Raw genomic sequence first — 18,582 nt, forward strand, 5'->3', positions numbered from 1 at the left:
CCATGAGCGATTTTCTGAATCAAATCAAGCAGCTGAACGAGCAATACGAAAAGCTGGTCGCGCAGCCTAACCCGAAGGTCGAGCCGGGCAACGGCGTATACTGGCGCCACGAGCACCCGGTCGTGACGAACGCGCATGCGCCGCTTTACTGGCGCTACGACCTGAACCCGGAGACGAATCCGTACCTGATCGAGCGGATCGGGGTCAACGCGGCGTTCAATGCGGGCGCGATCAAGCTGAACGGCAAATACTACCTGATGGTCCGCGTCGAAGGCGTCGACCGCAAATCGTTTTTCGCCGTCGCGGAGAGCGACAAGCCGACCGAAGGCTTCCGCTTCTGGGACTATCCCGTGCTGCTTCCCGAGACCGAAGACCCGGACGTCAACGTATACGACATGCGTCTCGTGCAGCATGAGGACGGGTGGATATACGGCCTGTTCTGCAGCGAGCGCAAAGATCCGGATGCGCCGAAGAGCGACACGTCGAGCGCGAACGCCAAGGGCGGCATCGCCCGCACGAAGGACCTCGTCAACTGGGAGCGCCTCCCGGATCTGCAGACCCCTTCGCCGCAGCAGCGCAACGTCGTGCTGCACCCGGAATTCGTAGACGGCAAGTATGCCTTCTACACGCGTCCGCAGGACGGCTTCATCGACACGGGCGCGGGCGGAGGCATCGGCTGGGGACTCTCCGAGAGCATGAATCCGGCGATCGTCGACCATGAGTCGATCGTGGACGAGAAAGTGTACCACACGATCAAAGAAGTGAAGAACGGCCAGGGCGCCGCGCCGATCAAGACGGACAAAGGCTGGCTGCATGTCGCTCACGGCGTGCGCAACACGGCTGCCGGACTGCGCTATGTCATCTACGCGTTCATGACCGCGCTGGACGATCCGAGCCGCGTCATTCATTCTCCTGCCGGACACTTGATCGCGCCGGAAGGCATCGAGCGCGTCGGCGACGTGTCCAACGTCGTTTTCACGAACGGTCTGATCGCCGAGGAGAGCGGCGAAGTGTATATCTATTACGCTTCCTCCGATACGCGCCTGCACGTGGCTTCGACGACGATCGAACGCCTGCTCGACTATGTCATTAACACGCCAGAGGACGGTCTTCGTTCCCGCGCGAGCGTCGAGACGCGCAACGAGCTGATCGCGCGGAACCTCGAGCTTCTGAATCGTCCCGAATACGCGTTTTTGAAACGCGGCTAAAGTCCTGCGAGCAAAATGGAATCGGATGGGTAAAAATCCCCTAATCGGCACATACTAATGGCCGGTTAGGGGATTTTAAGCTAAAAGTTTTTATTTGTTATCATAATTGATGACAATAAAAACAAAACGAATGCCTGTTTTTGCAAATCCAACGGCGTATAATTAGTGAATGTAAGCGATCCCAACACAGCGCTTACAAAGCTGGGTCATCAGCTAAACCATCAATCTGGGGGTTACAACAAATGAAGAAAAGCACGCTTGCCATCTTGTCGTTGCTGACGGCTTCCGCCGTACTGTCCGCTTGCGGCAGCAACAACAACAATAACAACGCTTCACCGTCCGCTTCGGCATCGTCTTCCGCTAGCGCTTCGGCATCCGCCTCCGCGTCCGCATCCGCTTCGAGCGGCGAAGCGAACGCCGACCTGTCCGGCAAGATTCTCGTGCTGACTCACCGTACCGACTACATCAGCGACGGCACGTTCGACAAGTACGTTGCCAAGTTCAAAGAAAAATACCCGAAGGCCGAAATCGAATTCGAAGGCCTGACCAACTACGCGACCGACATCAATACGCGCCTGACGACGGGCGAAGCGGGCGACGTCAACATGATCCCTTCGGCGCTCGCTACCAGCGAATTCCCGAAGTACTACGAGCCGCTGCCTGACTCGATGTTCGACAACGTATACTTCGCGGACTATGACGCTTTCGAAGGCAAGCGCTACGGCATCACCTCCGGCGTCAACACGCAAGGTATCGTATACAACAAGAAGGCGTTCGAGAAGGCAGGCATCACTTCCACGCCGAAGACGCTCGACGAGCTGTACGCCGACGCGCAAAAGCTGAAGGATGCCGGCATCGTACCGCTGTACATGAACTTCGGCGCGCAATGGCCGATGGGCAACTGGGGCGAAAACTCCTACACATACGTAGCAGGCGACGCCAAGTGGACCGATACCCGAATCTCCACGGATACGCCGTTTACCGTTGACGGACCTTGGGGCCAACTGATCACGATCGCGCGCAAGTTCGTCGAGAACAAGTGGGTCGAGTCCGACCTGTCCACCAACAACTGGGAAATGTCCAAGGGCGAAGTCGCATCCGGCAAAGCCGCCATGTACTTCCTCGGCAACTGGGTCATTCCGCAAGTCATCGGCGCGGGCGCAGCTTCCGAAGACATCGGGTTCTTCCCGTTCCCTTACGACAACAGCGGCAAGTACAACGCTCCGCTGGGCGGCGACTACTTCGTCGGCGTAAGCAAAGACAGCAAGAACAAGGATCTGGCCATCGCTTGGGTTAACTTCTTCGTCAAGGAATCCGGCTACGACACCGACTCGGGCTTCCTGCCGGTCGACAAGACCAAGACGCCTGAAGTGCCGCAACTGGCCGAGTTCAACGCCGCTAACCCGACTTACATCGAGAGCGTTGCTGTAGACCCTCGCTACAATGAGATCGCCAAGAAGGCCGAGATCGCGCTGGGCACCGGCTCCGTCGACCAAGACCTGATCGTGGCGAAGGATCTGAAGAAAGCGTTCGACGATCTGAACGCCAAGTGGGCGAAGGCTCGCAAGGACCTCGGCTATTAAGCCGAAAGCATCATCCAGAACCGCATAGCGACGGCGCAGGACGCCGTCACCCCAAGCCTCCAGGCAACAAGCCGGGAGGTTTTTTATGCGTCGTGTCGGGACGCAGATTCTATTTGTGACCACCCGCGCCTACTTGCAGCCTCCCGGATTGAAGAAGTCTTGATTAGGAACAAACCGCGTCGTATCGCAATCATTCCGCCGCGAGAAGTCCTATCTAAGAACAAACCGCGCCCATTCGCAGTCTCCCGGATTGAAGAAGTCTCGATTAGGAACAAACCGCGTCTTATCGCGATCACTCCGCCGCGAGAAGTCTCAACCAGGAACAAACGCGTCCTGTCGCGAATCCTCCCCGCCGCACCTTTCGTTCCCTTGCGGCATGTTCCCCAATTTTGTGCCTACTCGCCGTTCTAGCATCTCTTAATCTCTCATAGACTTCACTATCGCTTTCGCAAGCCGGAAGAATAGACAGTCTAAGAGACCCCTGACAGGGGAGTGGGAGGTGCGGAATGTTCCGTGCGGCGCTATCTCAATATTTGCCGGTCTGGCGCAGGCAATTTCGCAGGTTTTTGGCATCGGGACGCGCATTTTTGCTGCTCAGCTTTTGTTCGATGGTGATGTTCGTCCTCCTAGGTCTTGGCGGGATCTTGCAGATTAAGCTGGCTGCGTCGCCCGCGCAATCGATGAAGGGCTTCGCGGCATCCGTTTCCGATACGTTTTTCTCCTCCATGCTCGGGCTCGAGCTGCCGCAGATGGCCGAGAAAGGTGAAGGAGACCGCATGGACGGAGAACGGGTAGCGGCCTTCCTGCTGAGGTTCCTCACCGACGTCAATCCCGGAGACCCGAAGAGCCTGCTCGCCGCAGAGATGCCGGGCGCGGGCGGGGACGATCCGATCCTGTTCCGGACGGGCTCGGGCGGCTCGGACAGCGCTCCGGAGGATTACAGCCCGCCGGCTTCCGGAACGGATGGCGGAGACAGGGACGATCCGGACGATCACGGCGCAGATCCGGGGGCGGGGCCCGGAGGAGGTGCGGACAAGCCGAATGCGGCCGCCACGCCCGAACCTGCGCAGAACGGGGGGGGCCCCGCGCCGACGCCGGACAGCGAGGATTCGCCTTCCGATCAGACGAAGACGACCGATGGTCGCAAAGTCGTGTTCATCTATCATTCTCACAACCGCGAATCCTATTATCCAGAGCTGCCGACGGGCACCAAGGATCCGAATTCCGGCAAGGTCAACGTCACCCTGGTAGGCAAGCGCCTCGCGGACCAGCTCGAGAAGCGGGGGATAGGCGCGCTGCACTCTTCCAAAGATTACGCAGGAACGGTTAAAGACTACGATTGGAACCAATCCTACAAGTATTCCAAGCAAACCGTCACGCAGGCGATGGCAGGCGACAAGAACCTTACCTTTTTCTTCGACATTCATAGAGACTCGCTGCGGCGAAAGGAGTCCACCGTCACGATCGGCGGCAAAGATTACGCGCAGGTGTTCTTCATCATCGGGCAGCGCAATCCGGACTGGAAGCAAAACGAGAGCTTCGCCAACGAGATTCACGAGAAGCTGGAGGCGTCTTATCCCGGCTTGTCGCGCGGCATCTGGGGCAAGACGGCGGCGACGGGCAACGGCGAATACAATCAGTCGCTGGCCCCGGACAGCGTGCTCATCGAGATCGGCGGCGTCGACAATACGCTCGAGGAGTGCTACCGCACGGCCGACGCGCTCGCGAAGACGATCTCGGATCTTTACTGGCAGAGCCAGAATGCCGAAGCGGCGGGAGCCGGCGCGAAGAAGGCCGCGACGGCCCAATAGAGGAGGAAGCGGATCATGGGACGATCGATGGGAAAGCTTGCGCTTCTCGCGGCGCTGATCGCATTGGCCGTGCTGTTCGGCATGGAAATGGCGGACGACGGCATCCGAACCGTATACGGCCCGGTCGGCAGCGACGGCGCGACGGTCGGCAACGGCGGGAACGCGGCGGACAGCGCGGCGGACAGCCGGGCGGAACAACGCAGCCGCTACTATGCGGAAGAGCCGCAAGGCATCGCATACGAAGGCGAGACGGGCGATACGGATGCGTCCGCGACCGGCAGCGCCGCGAGGCGGCAGACATTGGATTCGGCGCGCAGCGGGCAGACTGGCGGGGAGGAGCAGGATCCGTATGCGATCCCGAGACCGGACGGGGAGCCGCTCGTAGACAGCCTGGCGGACAAGACGGCGTCTACGCTGCAGCGGTTGTCGCAGAGCGGCGTCAAGGCTGTCGTTTCGCTTTTCGACAAGCTTTCTGGTTCTTAGGGACTAGATTTATCCGATTTAATCCTGCGACTTTTTGCCTTTTTATGTGATCTGAGTTACAGAACCGTACCTGGGTTCAATAGTAATATCGAATCACGATAGAGAGACAATCATGGATCGGGAGTGAGTGACTGTGCGGTTAGTTCGTGCAGACCAGCTGGCGGAAGGCGACAAGCTGGGAAGAAGCGTATATACGTCCGAAGGACGTCTGATATTGAGGCAAGGCGTCGTATTGGACCGGCGCTTGATCGAAGGATTGAAGAGACGCAATCTCCGTTACCTAATGATCGAGACGACGGAAGCATTCGGCTCCGACCCTAAGGCGCTGAAGGAAAATCTGCGGGAACAGATGAAGAATCTGCTGGGGCTCGTCATGGATACCGTCCTGCGCGGCGCCGCCGTTCCCGTCGAGCCGGTGCTCGAATGGTCCGAGCATATGTCCCGGATCGTCATGGAAGAGCGCGACCTGCTCTATCACTACGAGGACCTGCTGCGCGGAGATGCGAACCTGATCGCGCACAGCGTCAACGTTTGCTTCCTGGCGATGCTGACGGCCAAGGTGCTCGGATACAACAGGCAGCGGATCCAAAATGTCGCGGTAGGCAGCCTGCTGCACGATATCGGCCTGTTCAGGCCGCACGACGGCACGATGGTCATTAACCATCCGCAGGTCGGATACGAGCTGCTTCGGCAGTCTCCGGGCGTCTCTCAGCCTACGCTCCGGATCGTCATGCAGCATCACGAGCAGCTGGACGGCAGGGGTTTCCCGCATGGGACGAAGGGCGCGGAGCTGTCGGAGGAGGCGCAAATCTGCGGGCTGTGCAGCGAATTCGACTATTTTATGAACGATCGGCTCGCGGATAAGCTGCCTTGTGGAGGAATTGAGTACGTCATGTCGAAAATAGATACTTCATACAGCTATGCCGTCGTCCGCGGCTTCCTGAAGGCATTCGTCCCGTATCCGGTCGGAACCGAGCTCAGGCTGACCGGCGGGCTTCACGCGACGGTCGTCGAACTGAACAAAGGACATCTGGCCAGGCCGATCGTCCGGCTGAACCAGTTCGGCACGAAGTTCAACCTGATGGAGCATCCAAGCTTTATGGTGGAGGCTGTCGTCTAAGGGGGACGCTCGGCGCAGCTGCACACATGCGCAAGGGGGCCATTATGCCGATTACCGCCACCAAGCTGAGGGCGATTCCGTTTTTCAAAGGCATCGATATTACATTGTTCGACCGCGTCCTCCCGTACGTCCAGGAAAAAGTGTACCGCAAAGGCGCGCTTATTTTCCTCGAGGGCAGCGAAGGCGACGAGATTTACTTCATTCTCTCCGGCTCGGTCAGCATCCACACGATCAACAAGTCCAAAAAAGTCGTGCTCGCTTTTTTCCACGAAGGGGATTATTTCGGCGAGATGGCGCTTATCAAGCCCGGGCTCGTACGATCGGCTACGGCGGAGACCGCCTCGCAGACCCGGCTGCTCTCGCTGCGGCGCTCGCATTTCCAGCTTCTTTTCGAAAACGACCGCAACCTGCTGCACTACCTCGTCGAAGATACGATGAACCGGCTTCGCAAGGCGAACCAGCAGATCTACGATCTGACCTTCCTCAGCGTCCGTTCGAGAATCATTAAAAGATTGGCCTCCTGGTGCGAGGAGTACGGCGGCGGTTCGGATCCGTCCGCGCCCGTCCGCATCCCGATCAAGCTCACGCATCAACAGCTCGCCGACATGGTCGGCGCCGTGCGGGAGACGGTGTCCAAGGTGCTGCAGGACATGCAGGACGAGGACCTGATTCAAATCCAGCAGAAGATGATCCAGGTGAACGACCGGACGAAGCTGGAAAAAATGCTTGATCACGAGATGTAGTTTGTGATAAGTTTAAGGTAACTTTGTTTATCTAAAGGGGAACACCTTGATGTCTGCGATGGTTCTGAACTGATCAATTGGATAGCCCGTTAGAGCAAGCGCCCGCAAGGGATCGACGATGTCGGTCTTTTGTTTCGTTGCGCGCGCTCTGCGGCTTCGATTGCCAGGGAGGAACTGTCCGACATTCCGTCCATCGCTGCGGCGAGGAGCGGGAATGCGAACCGTGCCCATCAGGCACGGTTTTTTTTGCGCATTTTTCGCCGTGTTCGAATGTTCATCCAATCCCTTAGACAAAGGAGCATCCCCCTTATCATGAGACAAACTTCCCTCGATAAATTAGAATACGCGCGCGCCGTAGAGGCCGTCGTATCCCGAACCTCCACGTATCTGGGCCGCCGGCTCGCGGAGCGACTGGCTCCGTTGACGGACGCCCGCGTCATCGCCGCGCGCCTCGCGGAAACCGAAGAGACGCGCGCGATGATCGACAAAGGCATGCATGTCCCGCTGCCGTCCATGGACGGCATGGAGGAGCTGTTCGGATTGCTCGGCACGGGCTACGTCCCGGACGAGCGGCAGTTCGGAAAGCTGGCGCAATTCGTCCGAAGCTGCGGCCAACTGCGCAGGTTCATGGCGTCCAAAGCCGCGCTCGCGCCGACGGTCGCCGCGTATGCGTCGTCCATGCACGAGCTGGACGGATTGCTCGCCGAGATCGAAGGCTGCATCGACCGCGGACGCATCCTGGACGGCGCCAGCCAGGAGCTCGGACGCATCCGGCGCAAGCTCCGGCAGGCGGAGGAGAAGCTGCAGAAGCGGCTGGACGGGCTGCTGTCGAAGCACGCCGAGCATCTGCAGGACCGAATCGTGAGCACGCGCGGCGGGCGTTACGTGCTGTCGGTCAAAAAGGAGCATCGGCGCAAAGTGTCCGGCACGGTGCTCGACGAATCCGCGAGCGGGCAAACGGTGTTCGTGGAACCGTCCGAGACGGCGGGACTGCAGATGGAGCTGTCCGCGCTCCGCGCCGAGGAGCAGCGCGAGGAGCTGCAGGTGCTCGCGCGCTTGACGGGCGAAGCCGAGCTGGCGCTGCCGCAGCTGTCCGTGAACGCGGAGTCGGTGGGGCACTACGACTTCCTGCTGGCGAAGGCGAAATGGGCGCTCGCGATCGGCGCGCTCCCGCCGTCGCTTACGGACGACGGCACGTTCGAGCTGCGGGGCGCCAGGCATCCTTTTCTAAGCGCCAAGCCGGTGCCGCTCGACATCGCCATGGACGGCAGCTACCGGTCGCTGCTCATCACCGGGCCGAACACGGGCGGCAAGACCGTCGCGCTCAAGACCGTCGGCCTGCTCACCCTGATGGCCCAGACCGGCCTGCTGATCCCGGCCGCCGCGGGCAGCCGCGTAGGCGTGTTCCGCGCGATCGAAGCGGATATCGGCGACGGACAGAGCTTGGACCGTTCGCTCAGCACCTTCTCCTCGCATATCCGCAACGTCACCGACATCTTGGCCTTCTCGGACGGCGCGACGCTCGTGCTGCTCGACGAGCTGGCGACGGGGACCGATCCCGGCGAAGGCGTGGGCCTGTCGATCGCCGTGCTCGAGGAGCTGTACCGGCGCGGGGCCGCGGTGCTTGCGACGACGCACTTCAACGAGATCAAGGAATACGCGCGGGTCGCGCCCGGATTCCGTAACGCCCGCATGGCGTTCGACGAAGAGACGCTGCAGCCGCTTTACCGGCTGGACATGGGCGAGGCGGGCGACAGTTACGCGTTCGTCATCGCGCGCAAGTTCGGCATCGGCGAGGGCATCATCGCCCGGGCCAAGGAGATCGCCCAGGGGCTGAAGGGCGGAGGCGGACAGCGCGGCCGGCAGGACGGCGACGCGCTGCGGGAAGGCGTGCAGGGGATACTGCCGCCGGCAGCGATGGTCGCAGGGTTCGCGGAGGCGGGCGCGAGACCCGCTACGCATGCGGGGAAGGCGGCCGGCGCAGGCGAGGCCAAGGGCGAACCCCCGGAGACCGCGGCTGCGCAGCCGCCGAAGCTCGGCGTCGGCGACGTCGTCTGGATCCCGTCGATCGGCCAGCGGGGCGTCGTCTACCGGCTCGCCGACGAGCGGGGGAACCTCATCGTTCAGGTTCGCGGCGTCAAGCAACTCATCAACCGCAAGCGGGTGCAGCTTCAGATCGAGAGCAAGCATCTGTACCCGGACGATTACGATATGGATATCGTCTTCGACTCGGTCGAGAACCGCAAAAAACGGAGTCAGATGGCCAAGCGGCACGTGGAAGGGCTGAAGATCGAGCGGGAGGAGCTTGAATAAAATAAAGGCAGCCGCATCTGAGAGAGCGGCTGCGCCTATATGCCATGATTTCGTAAACCGCATCTCTAAGGGATGCGGTTTTTTTTTAAAGCGCTGGGTTATCGCATCTCCTAGAGAAGGCGATAGCCCGGGCGCGCGTCAAAAACCGCCCATCGCCTCCCCTAGAGAAGGCGATAGCCCGGGCGCGCGTCAAAAACCGCCCATCGCCTCCCCTAGAGAAGGCGATAGCCCGAGTGCGCGTCAAAAACCGCCTATCGCCTCTCCAAGAGGAAGCGATAGCCCAGGTGCGCGGCACTAACTGTTGTGCGCCGTCGAAAAGCGGTAGGCCGGCGGTTCGCGCCGCGTTGGCCTGCTAACTAAAGCTCAGCCGTCGACAAGTCGTCCATCCCAAGAAGGAGCGCGGCAATTTCCCTGATCTTGTCCGTCGGTCCGGTAAAATGGAACACTTGCGATTCATCCGTCGCCCGCCCGTGCATGTCGATCGACAGGGCGGGCGATTGATATTCGAGTTCGGCGAATCCGCCGAGATGGCCGCCGTCATTGTAAATCTGCATGCAGGACCCGAGATAATCGCGCCGGTCCGGCGGATAGTCGGGATAGACGCCGGCGGGATTGACGTTGAATTGCCGGACCACGAGGCTGCTCTCGGAGGCGCCCAGCCGGCGGATATAGCCGTAGCGGCCGGTCGAGGCGACGGCGTCGAACGACAGCTTGTAGCTGTAGCTGCCTCCGCATGGGATGCGGACGCCGCCGGCCGTCCCCTCGATGTCCGTCGGCTCTCGCTGGGCGAACATCGTAAGCGGCGGCACGCGTCCGCGCGTCGGCACCAGCGCGATGCCGCCGGCCGGTAACTGCATGATGCTCCATAGGCTGCAGTAGCCCGACGGAGAGGCCGCCGCGCCGTCGTCCGGCGCGACGGGCTCCAATTCAAGCGTCGTGCGAACTTCGTACCCGACATAGCGAACGCCGGCCAAGTCGCGCGCAGCCAAGGAGGTATTCATGAGGAGCGGATTCGGCAGCGTCGCGAACCTTTTTTCCAGGTTCAATCGGAGCTGCGCGTCCGAGGCGCGATGGCGCAGTTCGCAGGTCATCCGCAGCGTGGCTTCCCTCCCGGTGGACGAGTCGAGCGTCCAGCGCCCGGGATCGAGCTGCTGCGGAATCCCGTAGTTGCCCGAGCCGTCCGTGAAGAATTCGATCTCGGGGCTGACCCAGGTGCGGTCCCCGCCCGTATTCCAGCCGCCGGTTTCCAGCGCAGCCGGGTTCGTCCATAAGGACGTGCCCGCTTGACCTCCAGGGACGGTCATATCGTGCAGCCGTCCGCCCCGCACGAGCACGAGCAGCGTTCCGCCGTCTTCACCGATCAATTTGACGTAGGGCGCGCCCATTTGCTTCAGATGCGCTTCCGGTGTCTCGGACATCCATATCTCTCCTCAATCCATCGTCTCGTCGAAGCAGAGCAGGCAGTCTTCATCCCGGATATGCCGGGTCCACAGTTCCACGATCCGCTCGTCGTTCTCATTCCGCAGCGCCGACAACAGCGCGGCATGCTCCGCAGGCACGCGTCCGAGGTCGCCGAACGCGCCGGTATTTTTGATAAAGTGCAGGCGAAGCCGATTCACGATGCCGAGCCAGATCTGCTGCGTATGGGCCGAATCGTCGAGCGACAGCACCTGCTCGTGAAAGCGAATATCGGCCTCCACCAGCGCGAACAAGTCGTTCTCGGAAGCGGCGCGTTTCATATCCTCCACGATCTCCTCAAGCTTCGCAAAGAACGCTTCGTCCCGTTTGCCCCGGCTTTGCTCCAGCACGAACAGCTCCAGCTGCAGCCGTACCGGAATCAGCAGCCCGACGACCTCTTCCTTGCGCACGTCGGCGACCGCGGTCTCCCGATAGGGGGAGCTCACGACGAGGCCGAGCGCCTCGAGATCCCGCAGCGCCTCGCGAAGCGGACCGCGGCTGACGTTCATCTGCTTGGAAATGTCGAGCTCCCGAAGCTTGTCGCCCGGTTTCAAATGGCCGCGCACGATCGCGTCGCGGATGTCCGCGAAAACGCGCTGACGCAGCGACAGGTTTTCCTGGCTTTTAAACTGATAGGGTTTCATATCTAAAACTCCCAGCGTGATTAAGGTTCGAACGTTCGGCAAGCGAATGCCCCCAGTATAGATCACTATCCGCTTTAATTCAACGGTCGTTTGAAGATAATCGATTGTTGACAATCTACCAAAATCGCCATTATGATGGGCTGAGAAGCCAAAGTTCAGCGATAACGAGGAGGAGGAACAAAGATGAACGTATTGGCCATTTGCGCGCATCCGGACGACGCCGAGATTTTATGCGGCGGTACGCTGGCGAAGTATGCGGCGCGCGGGGACAAGATCACGATCGCGATCTCGACCAACGGCGAAGTCGGATCGCCGACGCTATCCAAGCCCGAGATCGCGGAGATTCGCCGGCAGGAAGCGGAAGCTGCGGCGGATCTGATCGGGGCGGACCTCATCTGGATGGGATACCCGGACGAATTTTTGTTCGATACCGAGGGGACGCGCCTGGCGTTCATCGAGGCGATGCGCGCGAGCGGGGCCGAGGTCGTGCTGACGCACTGGCCGGACGATCTATACAATCCGGACCATACGCTCACCGGCCAGATTGCCAACGATGTGGCCATCATGACGACCGTGCCGAACATCGTGACCGCGAGTGCCGTGCTGAAAAAAATTCCGATCGTCTATTTTGTCGACAGCATGGCCGGCATCGGCTTCCAGCCCGACGAATACGTAGACATCACGGACTTTATCGATACGAAAAAACGAATGTTGGCCGCGCACGAGAGCCAGGTCGGCGATTGGCTGCAGGATCAGTATGGTTCCAATGCGATGGAGATGGTCGAGGTGACCTCACGCTATCGGGGCATACAGTGCGGGGTCCGGTACGCGGAAGGATTCATCCGTGCCAAGGCTTATCCGCGCAATATCGCAGGCACGCTGCTGCCTTGATCTTGGCGCGAACGCGGAGCTGACGAGAGGAGAGGTGAAAATGAGTCGATTCGAAGGGAAGACGGCGATCGTCACCGGAGGTGCGACCGGCATCGGGCTCGCGACGGCCAAGCTGCTGGCTTCCGAAGGGGCGGACGTCGTCATCGCGGGCCGGGACGAGGGACGCGGGGCGGCAGCCCTGGCGGAGCTCGCGGCAATCGGCGGGAAGCCGCTGTTCGTGCGGACCGACATCAGCGGCGAAGACGCCGTTCGGCATTTGATCGGTCGCACGAAGGCGCATACGGGACGCATCGACGTGTTGATCAACAACGCGGCGATGTTTTACGAAAGCGATTTCCTCCAAGAGACGACGGATCGCTGGCGCGCGGTGTTCGACACGATCGTGAACGGCACGTACTGGTGCACGCGCGAAGCCGCGCTCGCGATGAAGGAACAAGGCGGCGGCGTCATCGTCAACGTCTCTTCGATCAACGGAATCCGCGCCTTGAACCGGTCCAGCCATTACAATTCGGCCAAAGGCGCGCTCGACCAGTTGACGCGATGCACGGCGGCCGAGCTGTCGCCCTACGGCATTCGCGTAAACGGCGTGGCGCCGGGCTTTATCGATACGGGCTTGTCCGTCGTCGGCGGCGAGAACGAATTGGAGACCGAGTGGTTCAAGCGTTATTACGTAGGGGAGCGCAAGATTCCGCTGGCGCGCCCCGGCCAGTCCGAGGAAGTGGCGGCGGTCATCGCCTTCCTTGCCTCGGAGGCGGCCTCGTACGTACAGGGCGCGATCGTGCCCGTGGACGGGGGATTATCGATTACGTTTTAGAAAGGTAGGGTCAGGATGCCGATCGACGAGTGGCAGCAGATCAATCCGCTGATTCGCCGCAAAGTATTTCCCCCGGGAGAGCGGCTGATGAGCATGGCGATCGAATTCAAAAAAGGCGGCATCGGCCCGGAGCACGCGCATCCGCACGAGCAGCTGGGTTACGTCGTGTCAGGGAAAATCCGGATGGTGCTGGACGGCGCCGAGATCGTCGCTTCGGCTGGAGAGCAGGTCGTCGTTCCAGGCGGCGTCTCTCATTCGGTCGAGGCGTTGGAAGATTCGCTGGTGCTGGAAGCGTTCACCCCTCTCCGCGAGGATCTGCTGGGAAGCTAACGATAGAAGAGGAGCTGGCCTTATGAAAATTACCGAAGTCGAAGCGATTTATTTGAGCATACCCGACCTGGATGCCGAGCAGTGCGACGGCACGCAGGATACGCTCGTCATCCGCATTCATACGGACGAAGGCATCGTGGGCGTCGGCGAGGTCGATTCTTCGCCGCTGGTCGCCAAGGCCGTCGTGGAAGCGCCTGCCTCGCATTCGATCGCGACGGGCCTTCGCACCTTGCTGATCGGGGAAAATCCGATCGAGATCGAGCGGCTGTGGGACAAGATGTACCGCGGCACGATCTACTTCGGCCGCACCGGTCCCGCGCTGCACGCGATCAGCGGCGTTGACATCGCGCTGTGGGACATCCTGGGCAAGACGATGAACCGTCCGGTGTGCGAGATGATGGGCGGCGTGTTCAACCGCAAGCTCAAGGCCTACGCCAGCGCCCTGATGCCCGAGACGATCGCCGAAGCGGCGGCCATGGCCGAACAGTACGCCAAACTGGGCTACAAGGCGATGAAGTTCGGCTGGGGGCCGATCGGCCGGGACGCCAAGTTCGACGAAGCGCAGATCAAGGCGATCCGCGAAGCCGTCGGGGACGACGTCGACGTCATGATCGACGCGGGGCTCGCCTGGGACCTGAAGGGCGCGCTGCGCATGGCGGAGGTGTACGAGCGGTACGGCGTCTACTGGCTGGAGGAGCCCGTGCACTCCAACGATATCGCCGGTTATCGCGCGCTCGCGGACCGCAGCCGCATCTCCATCGCGGGCGGGGAGCAGGAGAGCGGACGAATGGCCTTTCAGCGGCTGCTGGACGAAGGACATCTCGACATCATCCAGCCTGATCTTGCCCGCGTCGGCGGCCTGACCGAAGGCAAGCGCATTGCGTACCTGGCTTACGACCGGCACAAGAAGGTCGTGCCGCATGCCTTCAAGACGGGGATCCTCGTCGCGGCGAGCACGCACTTCGCGGCGGCCATTCCGAACGGTTTCATGATTGAATACACCGTATCCAACTCGCCGCTCGCGCGCGATCTGGTAAGCCGGGAGATCGAATTCAAGGACGGTTACGTCACCGTGCCGACGGATCGGCCGGGACTGGGCATCGAGATCGACGAGCAGGTGCTGAACCGCTACAGAGTCCGATAGGAGGAGAACGCGCATGACGCAGACGATGCGGGCGCTGGTCTACGAAGGACCGCGGCTGATGAACATAAGGATGCTCCCGGTGCCGGAGCCGGCGGCGGGAGAAGTGCTGGTCAAGATCGAGCGGGTCGGCATCTGCGGCTCCGAGCTGAGCGGCTACCTGGGACATAACTCGCTTCGCAAGCCGCCGCTCGTGATGGGGCATGAATTCGCGGGCACGGTCGCGGTGACGGGTGAGAGCGCGTCGCGCTTCAAGCCGGGCGACCGGGTGGCGGTCAATCCGCTGCAAACGTGCGGCCGGTGCAGAGATTGCCTGAGCGGCGAAGCGCAGCTGTGCCCGGACCGCAAGCTGCTCGGCGCGCACCTGCCCGGTGCGTTCGCCGAATACGCCGTCGTGGCGGAATCCAACGTGTATGGCATCCCCGACGATTTGTCCTTTGACCTGGCAGCCATGGCCGAGCCGCTGGCTTGCGCCGTTCATCTGTGCCGGCTGATCGCACTGCAGCCCGATGACCGGCTCTTAGTAATGGGCGCCGGACCGATCGGCTTGTTCGCGGTCGCGGCCGCGAGGCTGCTCGGCGCGCGCGAAGTCGTCGTCGCCGATCTGAACGCCGATCGGCTGCGGATCGCCGCGGAGCTAGGCGGCATCCCTGCCAATGGCGATGCCGAGATCGAGCGCCTGAAGCCGGCCGAAGGCTTCGAGGCGGCGGTCGACGCCGTCGGCCTTCAGGCGACGCGACTGCGCTGCATCGCCTCGGTACGCAGAGGCGCGCGGATCGGCCTTACCGGGCTGCACGAGGCGGACAGCACGCTGCCCGTCAACACGATCATCCGCGAGGAACTGAAGCTGCTGGGCGCCTTCGCTTACGATCCGCAGGACTTCGAGCAGGCGCTGCGCTGGATCGCGGAGGGCAAAGTGGATCTGCTGCCTTGGACGATACACCGGCCGCTCGAGCAAGGCGGCGAATGCTTCGAGACGCTGATCGGCGGTCCCGGTTCGATTGCGAAAATTTTGCTGCAGCCTTAATTTGAAGAAAGAAGGAATAGACTTTGAAGCTGGTAAACTATTGGGACGATGACGGAGCGTTGAAGCTTGGCGTAGTCGAAAAGGATCGCTTGCTGGATGTCGAGCGGTTGACGGCGCGATCGGAGGCGGCTTGGTCCGCCCGGTCGACCGACGATCTGATCGCGTTGGGCGACGCAGGACTTGCAACGCTCTCTAATCGAATCGAAGAAGCGCTTGGCGACGAGACGTTGGTTCAGGCATCCACGCTGGATCCAGAAGCAACGAGATGGGCGCCTTGCGTCGCAAAGCCGGGGAAAATCATCTGCGTCGGCTTGAACTACAGAAAGCACGCGGAAGAAACCGGGGCGCAGATCCCGGCCTACCCGATCCTTTTCAACAAATTTTCCAACGCTCTGGCCGCCCACGAAGCGCCTATCCGCGTCCCGGAAGTCACGTCCAAGATGGACTACGAAGCGGAACTGGGCATCGTCATCGGGAAAACCGCCTTTAACGTGAGCGAGGACGACGCGCTAGACTACGTATACGGATACTGCGCCGCTAATGACCTGTCTGCTCGGGATTTGCAGCTTCGTACTTCTCAATGGCTGCTCGGCAAAAGCCTCGACGGCTTTTGCCCGCTGGGACCCTGGCTCGTCACCGCGGACGAAGTCGGCGATCCGAACCGGCTGGAGATCCAGAGCTTCGTGAACGGGGAGCGGCGGCAGAATTCCAACACGAGCGACATGATCTTCGATTGTAAAACGATCGTAAGCTACATCAGCCGCCATATGACGCTGCAGCCTGGCGATGTCATTCTGACGGGAACGCCCGAAGGCGTAGTCATGGGGTATCCGGAGGAACGCAAAATTTACTTGAAGGCCGGCGACAAGGTGGAGATCCGGATCGAGAAGCTAGGTACGCTTAGCAACGTTCTGATCGGATCTGGAGATTAGATCCGCATCCAGTGGAAGAAGCTTTATGTTCGCGGCGCGTGTCGGCCTTAGTTGGCTAGGGGCATGCGCCGTTTTTTGTGCGTTCAATCATCGCCATACGCCGCGATTGCCGCTCCAAGGCGCTGCTGATATAATAGATGGGATAGCCGGACAACGGCATGTATCGGTGGAGGTAAGGACAAAGAAGATGGCAGACATCCAACACAAGCAAAGCCATATTCGCAATTTTTGCATCATTGCGCATATCGACCACGGCAAGTCTACGCTGGCCGACCGCATTTTGGAATATACGGGCACGCTGACCGCGCGCGAAATGCAGGATCAGGTGCTCGACTCGATGGACCTCGAGCGCGAGCGCGGCATCACGATCAAGCTGCAGGCCGTCCGTCTCAAGTACAAGGCCGACGACGGCGAGATCTATACGCTGCACCTGATCGATACGCCGGGACACGTCGACTTCACGTACGAGGTGTCGCGGAGCCTTGCCGCCTGCGAAGGCGCGCTGCTCATCGTCGACGCGGCGCAAGGGATCGAAGCCCAGACGCTGGCGAACGTGTATCTCGCGCTGGACAACAACCTTGAAATCTTGCCCGTCATCAACAAGATCGACCTGCCTAGCGCGGAGCCCGAGCGCGTCAAGCAGGAAGTCGAGGACGTCATCGGCCTCGACGCCAGCGAAGCGGTGCTCGCCTCCGCGAAGAACGGCATCGGCATCAAGGAGATTCTCGAGCAGGTCGTGCACAAGGTGCCGGCGCCGCAGGGCGATCCCGAAGCGCCGCTCAAGGCGCTCATTTTCGACTCCTATTACGATGCTTACAAGGGCGTCATCTGCTACATTCGCGTCATCGACGGCAAGCTTCGCGCGGGGACGCCGATCAAGTTCATGGCGACGGGCGCGACGTTCGACGTCGTCGAAGTCGGCACGTTCATGCCGCGCTCGACGATCGTGGACGAGCTCGGACCGGGCGACGTCGGCTTCGTGACGGCGTCGATCAAAAACGTGAAGGACACGCGCGTAGGCGACACGATCACGAATGCCAAGCGGCCGACGGCGGAAGCGCTCGCGGGCTACCGCGGCATCAATCCGATGGTGTTCTGCGGCCTGTACCCGATCGAATCGTCGGACTACAACGACCTGCGCGACGCGCTCGAGAAGCTCGAGTTGAACGACGCCTCGCTGCGCTTCGAGCCGGAGACGTCGCAGGCGCTCGGCTTCGGTTTTCGCTGCGGCTTCCTCGGCATGCTCCATATGGAGATCATCCAGGAGCGGATCGAACGCGAGTTCAACATTCCGCTCATTACGACGGCGCCGAGCGTCGTATACAAGGTCACGCTCACGAACGGCACGCAGCAGGACATCTCCAACCCTTCGGAGTACCCGGAGGCGGGCAAGCTCGACTTCGTCGAAGAGCCGTACGTCAAAGCTTCGATCATCGTGCCGAAGGATTACGTCGGCGCGATCATGGAGCTCTGCCAGGGCAAGCGCGGAGAGTTCATCGACATGCAGTATCTCGACGCGAACCGCGTTACGCTGAAGTACGATATTCCGCTCGCGGAGATCGTGTACGACTTTTTCGACCAACTGAAATCCAGCACCAAGGGGTACGCTTCGTTCGACTACGAGCTGACGGGCTACCGCCAGTCCAGCCTCGTGAAGATGGACATTCTGCTGAACGGCGAACAGGTCGACGCCCTCTCCTTCATCGTGCACAGGGATCGCGCCTATCAGCGCGGACGGGTCATTTGCGAGAAGCTGAAGGACCTGATCCCGCGTCAAATGTTCGAGGTGCCGATCCAGGCGGCCGTCGGACAGAAGATCGTCTCGCGCGAGACGATCAAGGCCATGCGCAAAAACGTCCTCGCCAAGTGTTACGGCGGCGACATCTCGCGGAAGCGCAAGCTGCTCGAGAAGCAAAAGGAAGGCAAGAAGCGCATGAAGCAGGTCGGCAACGTCGAGGTGCCGCAGGAAGCGTTCATGGCGGTATTGAAGCTGGACGACTAGCGTTAGAAACGGAGGCGCGGCGTTATGGCGATCGTGCGAACTATGCAGGGAACAATGCTGATCATCGACGCCCTCGACCGCG

At 60.9% G+C, this 18,582-nt stretch carries 17 protein-coding genes; 14 read left to right on the forward strand and 3 right to left on the reverse strand.

All coding sequences use genetic code 11. The annotated features are described in order from the left end of the window. Positions 1–2: 2 nt before the first annotated feature. From BM235_RS15895 to BM235_RS15920, 6 genes are all read left to right on the forward strand, one after another. On the forward strand, positions 3–1,208 hold the full coding sequence (locus BM235_RS15895; RefSeq protein ID WP_090114955.1) for a glycoside hydrolase family 130 protein: 1,206 nt from the start codon (positions 3–5) through the stop codon (positions 1,206–1,208). A gap of 242 nt (positions 1,209–1,450) precedes the next feature. After that, positions 1,451–2,791 carry an extracellular solute-binding protein gene (locus BM235_RS15900; RefSeq protein WP_090114957.1) on the forward strand — a complete coding sequence of 447 codons (1,341 nt, stop codon included), beginning with the start codon at positions 1,451–1,453 and terminating at the stop codon, positions 2,789–2,791. Between the two features lie 506 nt (positions 2,792–3,297). Continuing rightward, on the forward strand, positions 3,298–4,602 hold the full coding sequence (spoIIP, locus tag BM235_RS15905) for a stage II sporulation protein P (RefSeq protein WP_090114959.1): 1,305 nt from the start codon (positions 3,298–3,300) through the stop codon (positions 4,600–4,602). A gap of 15 nt (positions 4,603–4,617) precedes the next feature. Next, positions 4,618–5,085 carry a hypothetical protein gene (locus tag BM235_RS15910; RefSeq protein ID WP_090114972.1) on the forward strand — a complete coding sequence of 156 codons (468 nt, stop codon included), beginning with the start codon at positions 4,618–4,620 and terminating at the stop codon, positions 5,083–5,085. Positions 5,086–5,218: 133 nt separating this feature from the next. Next, the gene (locus tag BM235_RS15915; protein WP_090114974.1) at positions 5,219–6,205 is read left to right on the forward strand and encodes an HD-GYP domain-containing protein; all 987 of its coding nucleotides are present in this window, start codon (positions 5,219–5,221) and stop codon (positions 6,203–6,205) included. 44 nt (positions 6,206–6,249) lie between these two features. Further along, positions 6,250–6,948: a Crp/Fnr family transcriptional regulator gene (locus BM235_RS15920; RefSeq protein ID WP_090115447.1), complete on the forward strand. Its 699-nt coding sequence runs from the start codon at positions 6,250–6,252 to the stop codon at positions 6,946–6,948. Positions 6,949–6,975: 27 nt separating this feature from the next. Here the strand turns inward: BM235_RS15920 and BM235_RS31690 are convergent, their stop codons facing one another. Next, on the reverse strand, positions 6,976–7,242 hold the full coding sequence (locus BM235_RS31690) for a hypothetical protein (RefSeq protein WP_143106686.1): 267 nt from the start codon (positions 7,240–7,242) through the stop codon (positions 6,976–6,978). 18 nt (positions 7,243–7,260) lie between these two features. Between BM235_RS31690 and BM235_RS15925 the strand changes: the two genes are divergently transcribed. Continuing rightward, positions 7,261–9,261, forward strand: coding sequence for an endonuclease MutS2 (locus tag BM235_RS15925; RefSeq protein WP_090114976.1), 2,001 nt, complete (start codon positions 7,261–7,263; stop codon positions 9,259–9,261). 356 nt (positions 9,262–9,617) lie between these two features. Here BM235_RS15925 and BM235_RS15930 read toward each other — a convergent pair whose 3' ends face one another. Both BM235_RS15930 and BM235_RS15935 read right to left on the reverse strand, forming a co-directional pair. After that, entirely contained in the window at positions 9,618–10,679 is a 1,062-nt protein-coding gene (locus tag BM235_RS15930; RefSeq protein WP_090114979.1) for a DUF6786 family protein, read from the reverse strand. Between the two features lie 12 nt (positions 10,680–10,691). Continuing rightward, a complete protein-coding gene (locus BM235_RS15935) occupies positions 10,692–11,363 on the reverse strand; it encodes a GntR family transcriptional regulator (protein ID WP_158543937.1) in 672 nt (223 codons plus the stop codon). 183 nt (positions 11,364–11,546) lie between these two features. On the opposite strand from BM235_RS15935, the gene BM235_RS15940 reads away from it, so the two are divergent. From BM235_RS15940 to lepA, 7 genes are all read left to right on the forward strand, one after another. Further along, on the forward strand, positions 11,547–12,254 hold the full coding sequence (locus BM235_RS15940; protein WP_090114983.1) for a PIG-L deacetylase family protein: 708 nt from the start codon (positions 11,547–11,549) through the stop codon (positions 12,252–12,254). A 40-nt stretch (positions 12,255–12,294) separates the two neighbouring features. Continuing rightward, the gene (locus tag BM235_RS15945) at positions 12,295–13,068 is read left to right on the forward strand and encodes an SDR family NAD(P)-dependent oxidoreductase (protein WP_090114985.1); all 774 of its coding nucleotides are present in this window, start codon (positions 12,295–12,297) and stop codon (positions 13,066–13,068) included. A gap of 15 nt (positions 13,069–13,083) precedes the next feature. Then, positions 13,084–13,398: a cupin domain-containing protein gene (locus BM235_RS15950; RefSeq protein ID WP_090114987.1), complete on the forward strand. Its 315-nt coding sequence runs from the start codon at positions 13,084–13,086 to the stop codon at positions 13,396–13,398. 22 nt (positions 13,399–13,420) lie between these two features. After that, positions 13,421–14,542 carry a mandelate racemase/muconate lactonizing enzyme family protein gene (locus tag BM235_RS15955; RefSeq protein ID WP_090114989.1) on the forward strand — a complete coding sequence of 374 codons (1,122 nt, stop codon included), beginning with the start codon at positions 13,421–13,423 and terminating at the stop codon, positions 14,540–14,542. Between the two features lie 13 nt (positions 14,543–14,555). Continuing rightward, positions 14,556–15,566 carry a zinc-dependent alcohol dehydrogenase gene (locus tag BM235_RS15960; RefSeq protein WP_255374410.1) on the forward strand — a complete coding sequence of 337 codons (1,011 nt, stop codon included), beginning with the start codon at positions 14,556–14,558 and terminating at the stop codon, positions 15,564–15,566. 23 nt (positions 15,567–15,589) lie between these two features. Next, on the forward strand, positions 15,590–16,498 hold the full coding sequence (locus BM235_RS15965) for a fumarylacetoacetate hydrolase family protein (RefSeq protein ID WP_090114992.1): 909 nt from the start codon (positions 15,590–15,592) through the stop codon (positions 16,496–16,498). A gap of 187 nt (positions 16,499–16,685) precedes the next feature. Continuing rightward, the gene (lepA, locus tag BM235_RS15970; RefSeq protein ID WP_090114994.1) at positions 16,686–18,500 is read left to right on the forward strand and encodes a translation elongation factor 4; all 1,815 of its coding nucleotides are present in this window, start codon (positions 16,686–16,688) and stop codon (positions 18,498–18,500) included. Positions 18,501–18,582: the final 82 nt, after the last annotated feature.

It is taken from the genome of Cohnella sp. OV330, assembly GCF_900112065.1.
Classification (GTDB): domain Bacteria; phylum Bacillota; class Bacilli; order Paenibacillales; family Paenibacillaceae; genus Cohnella.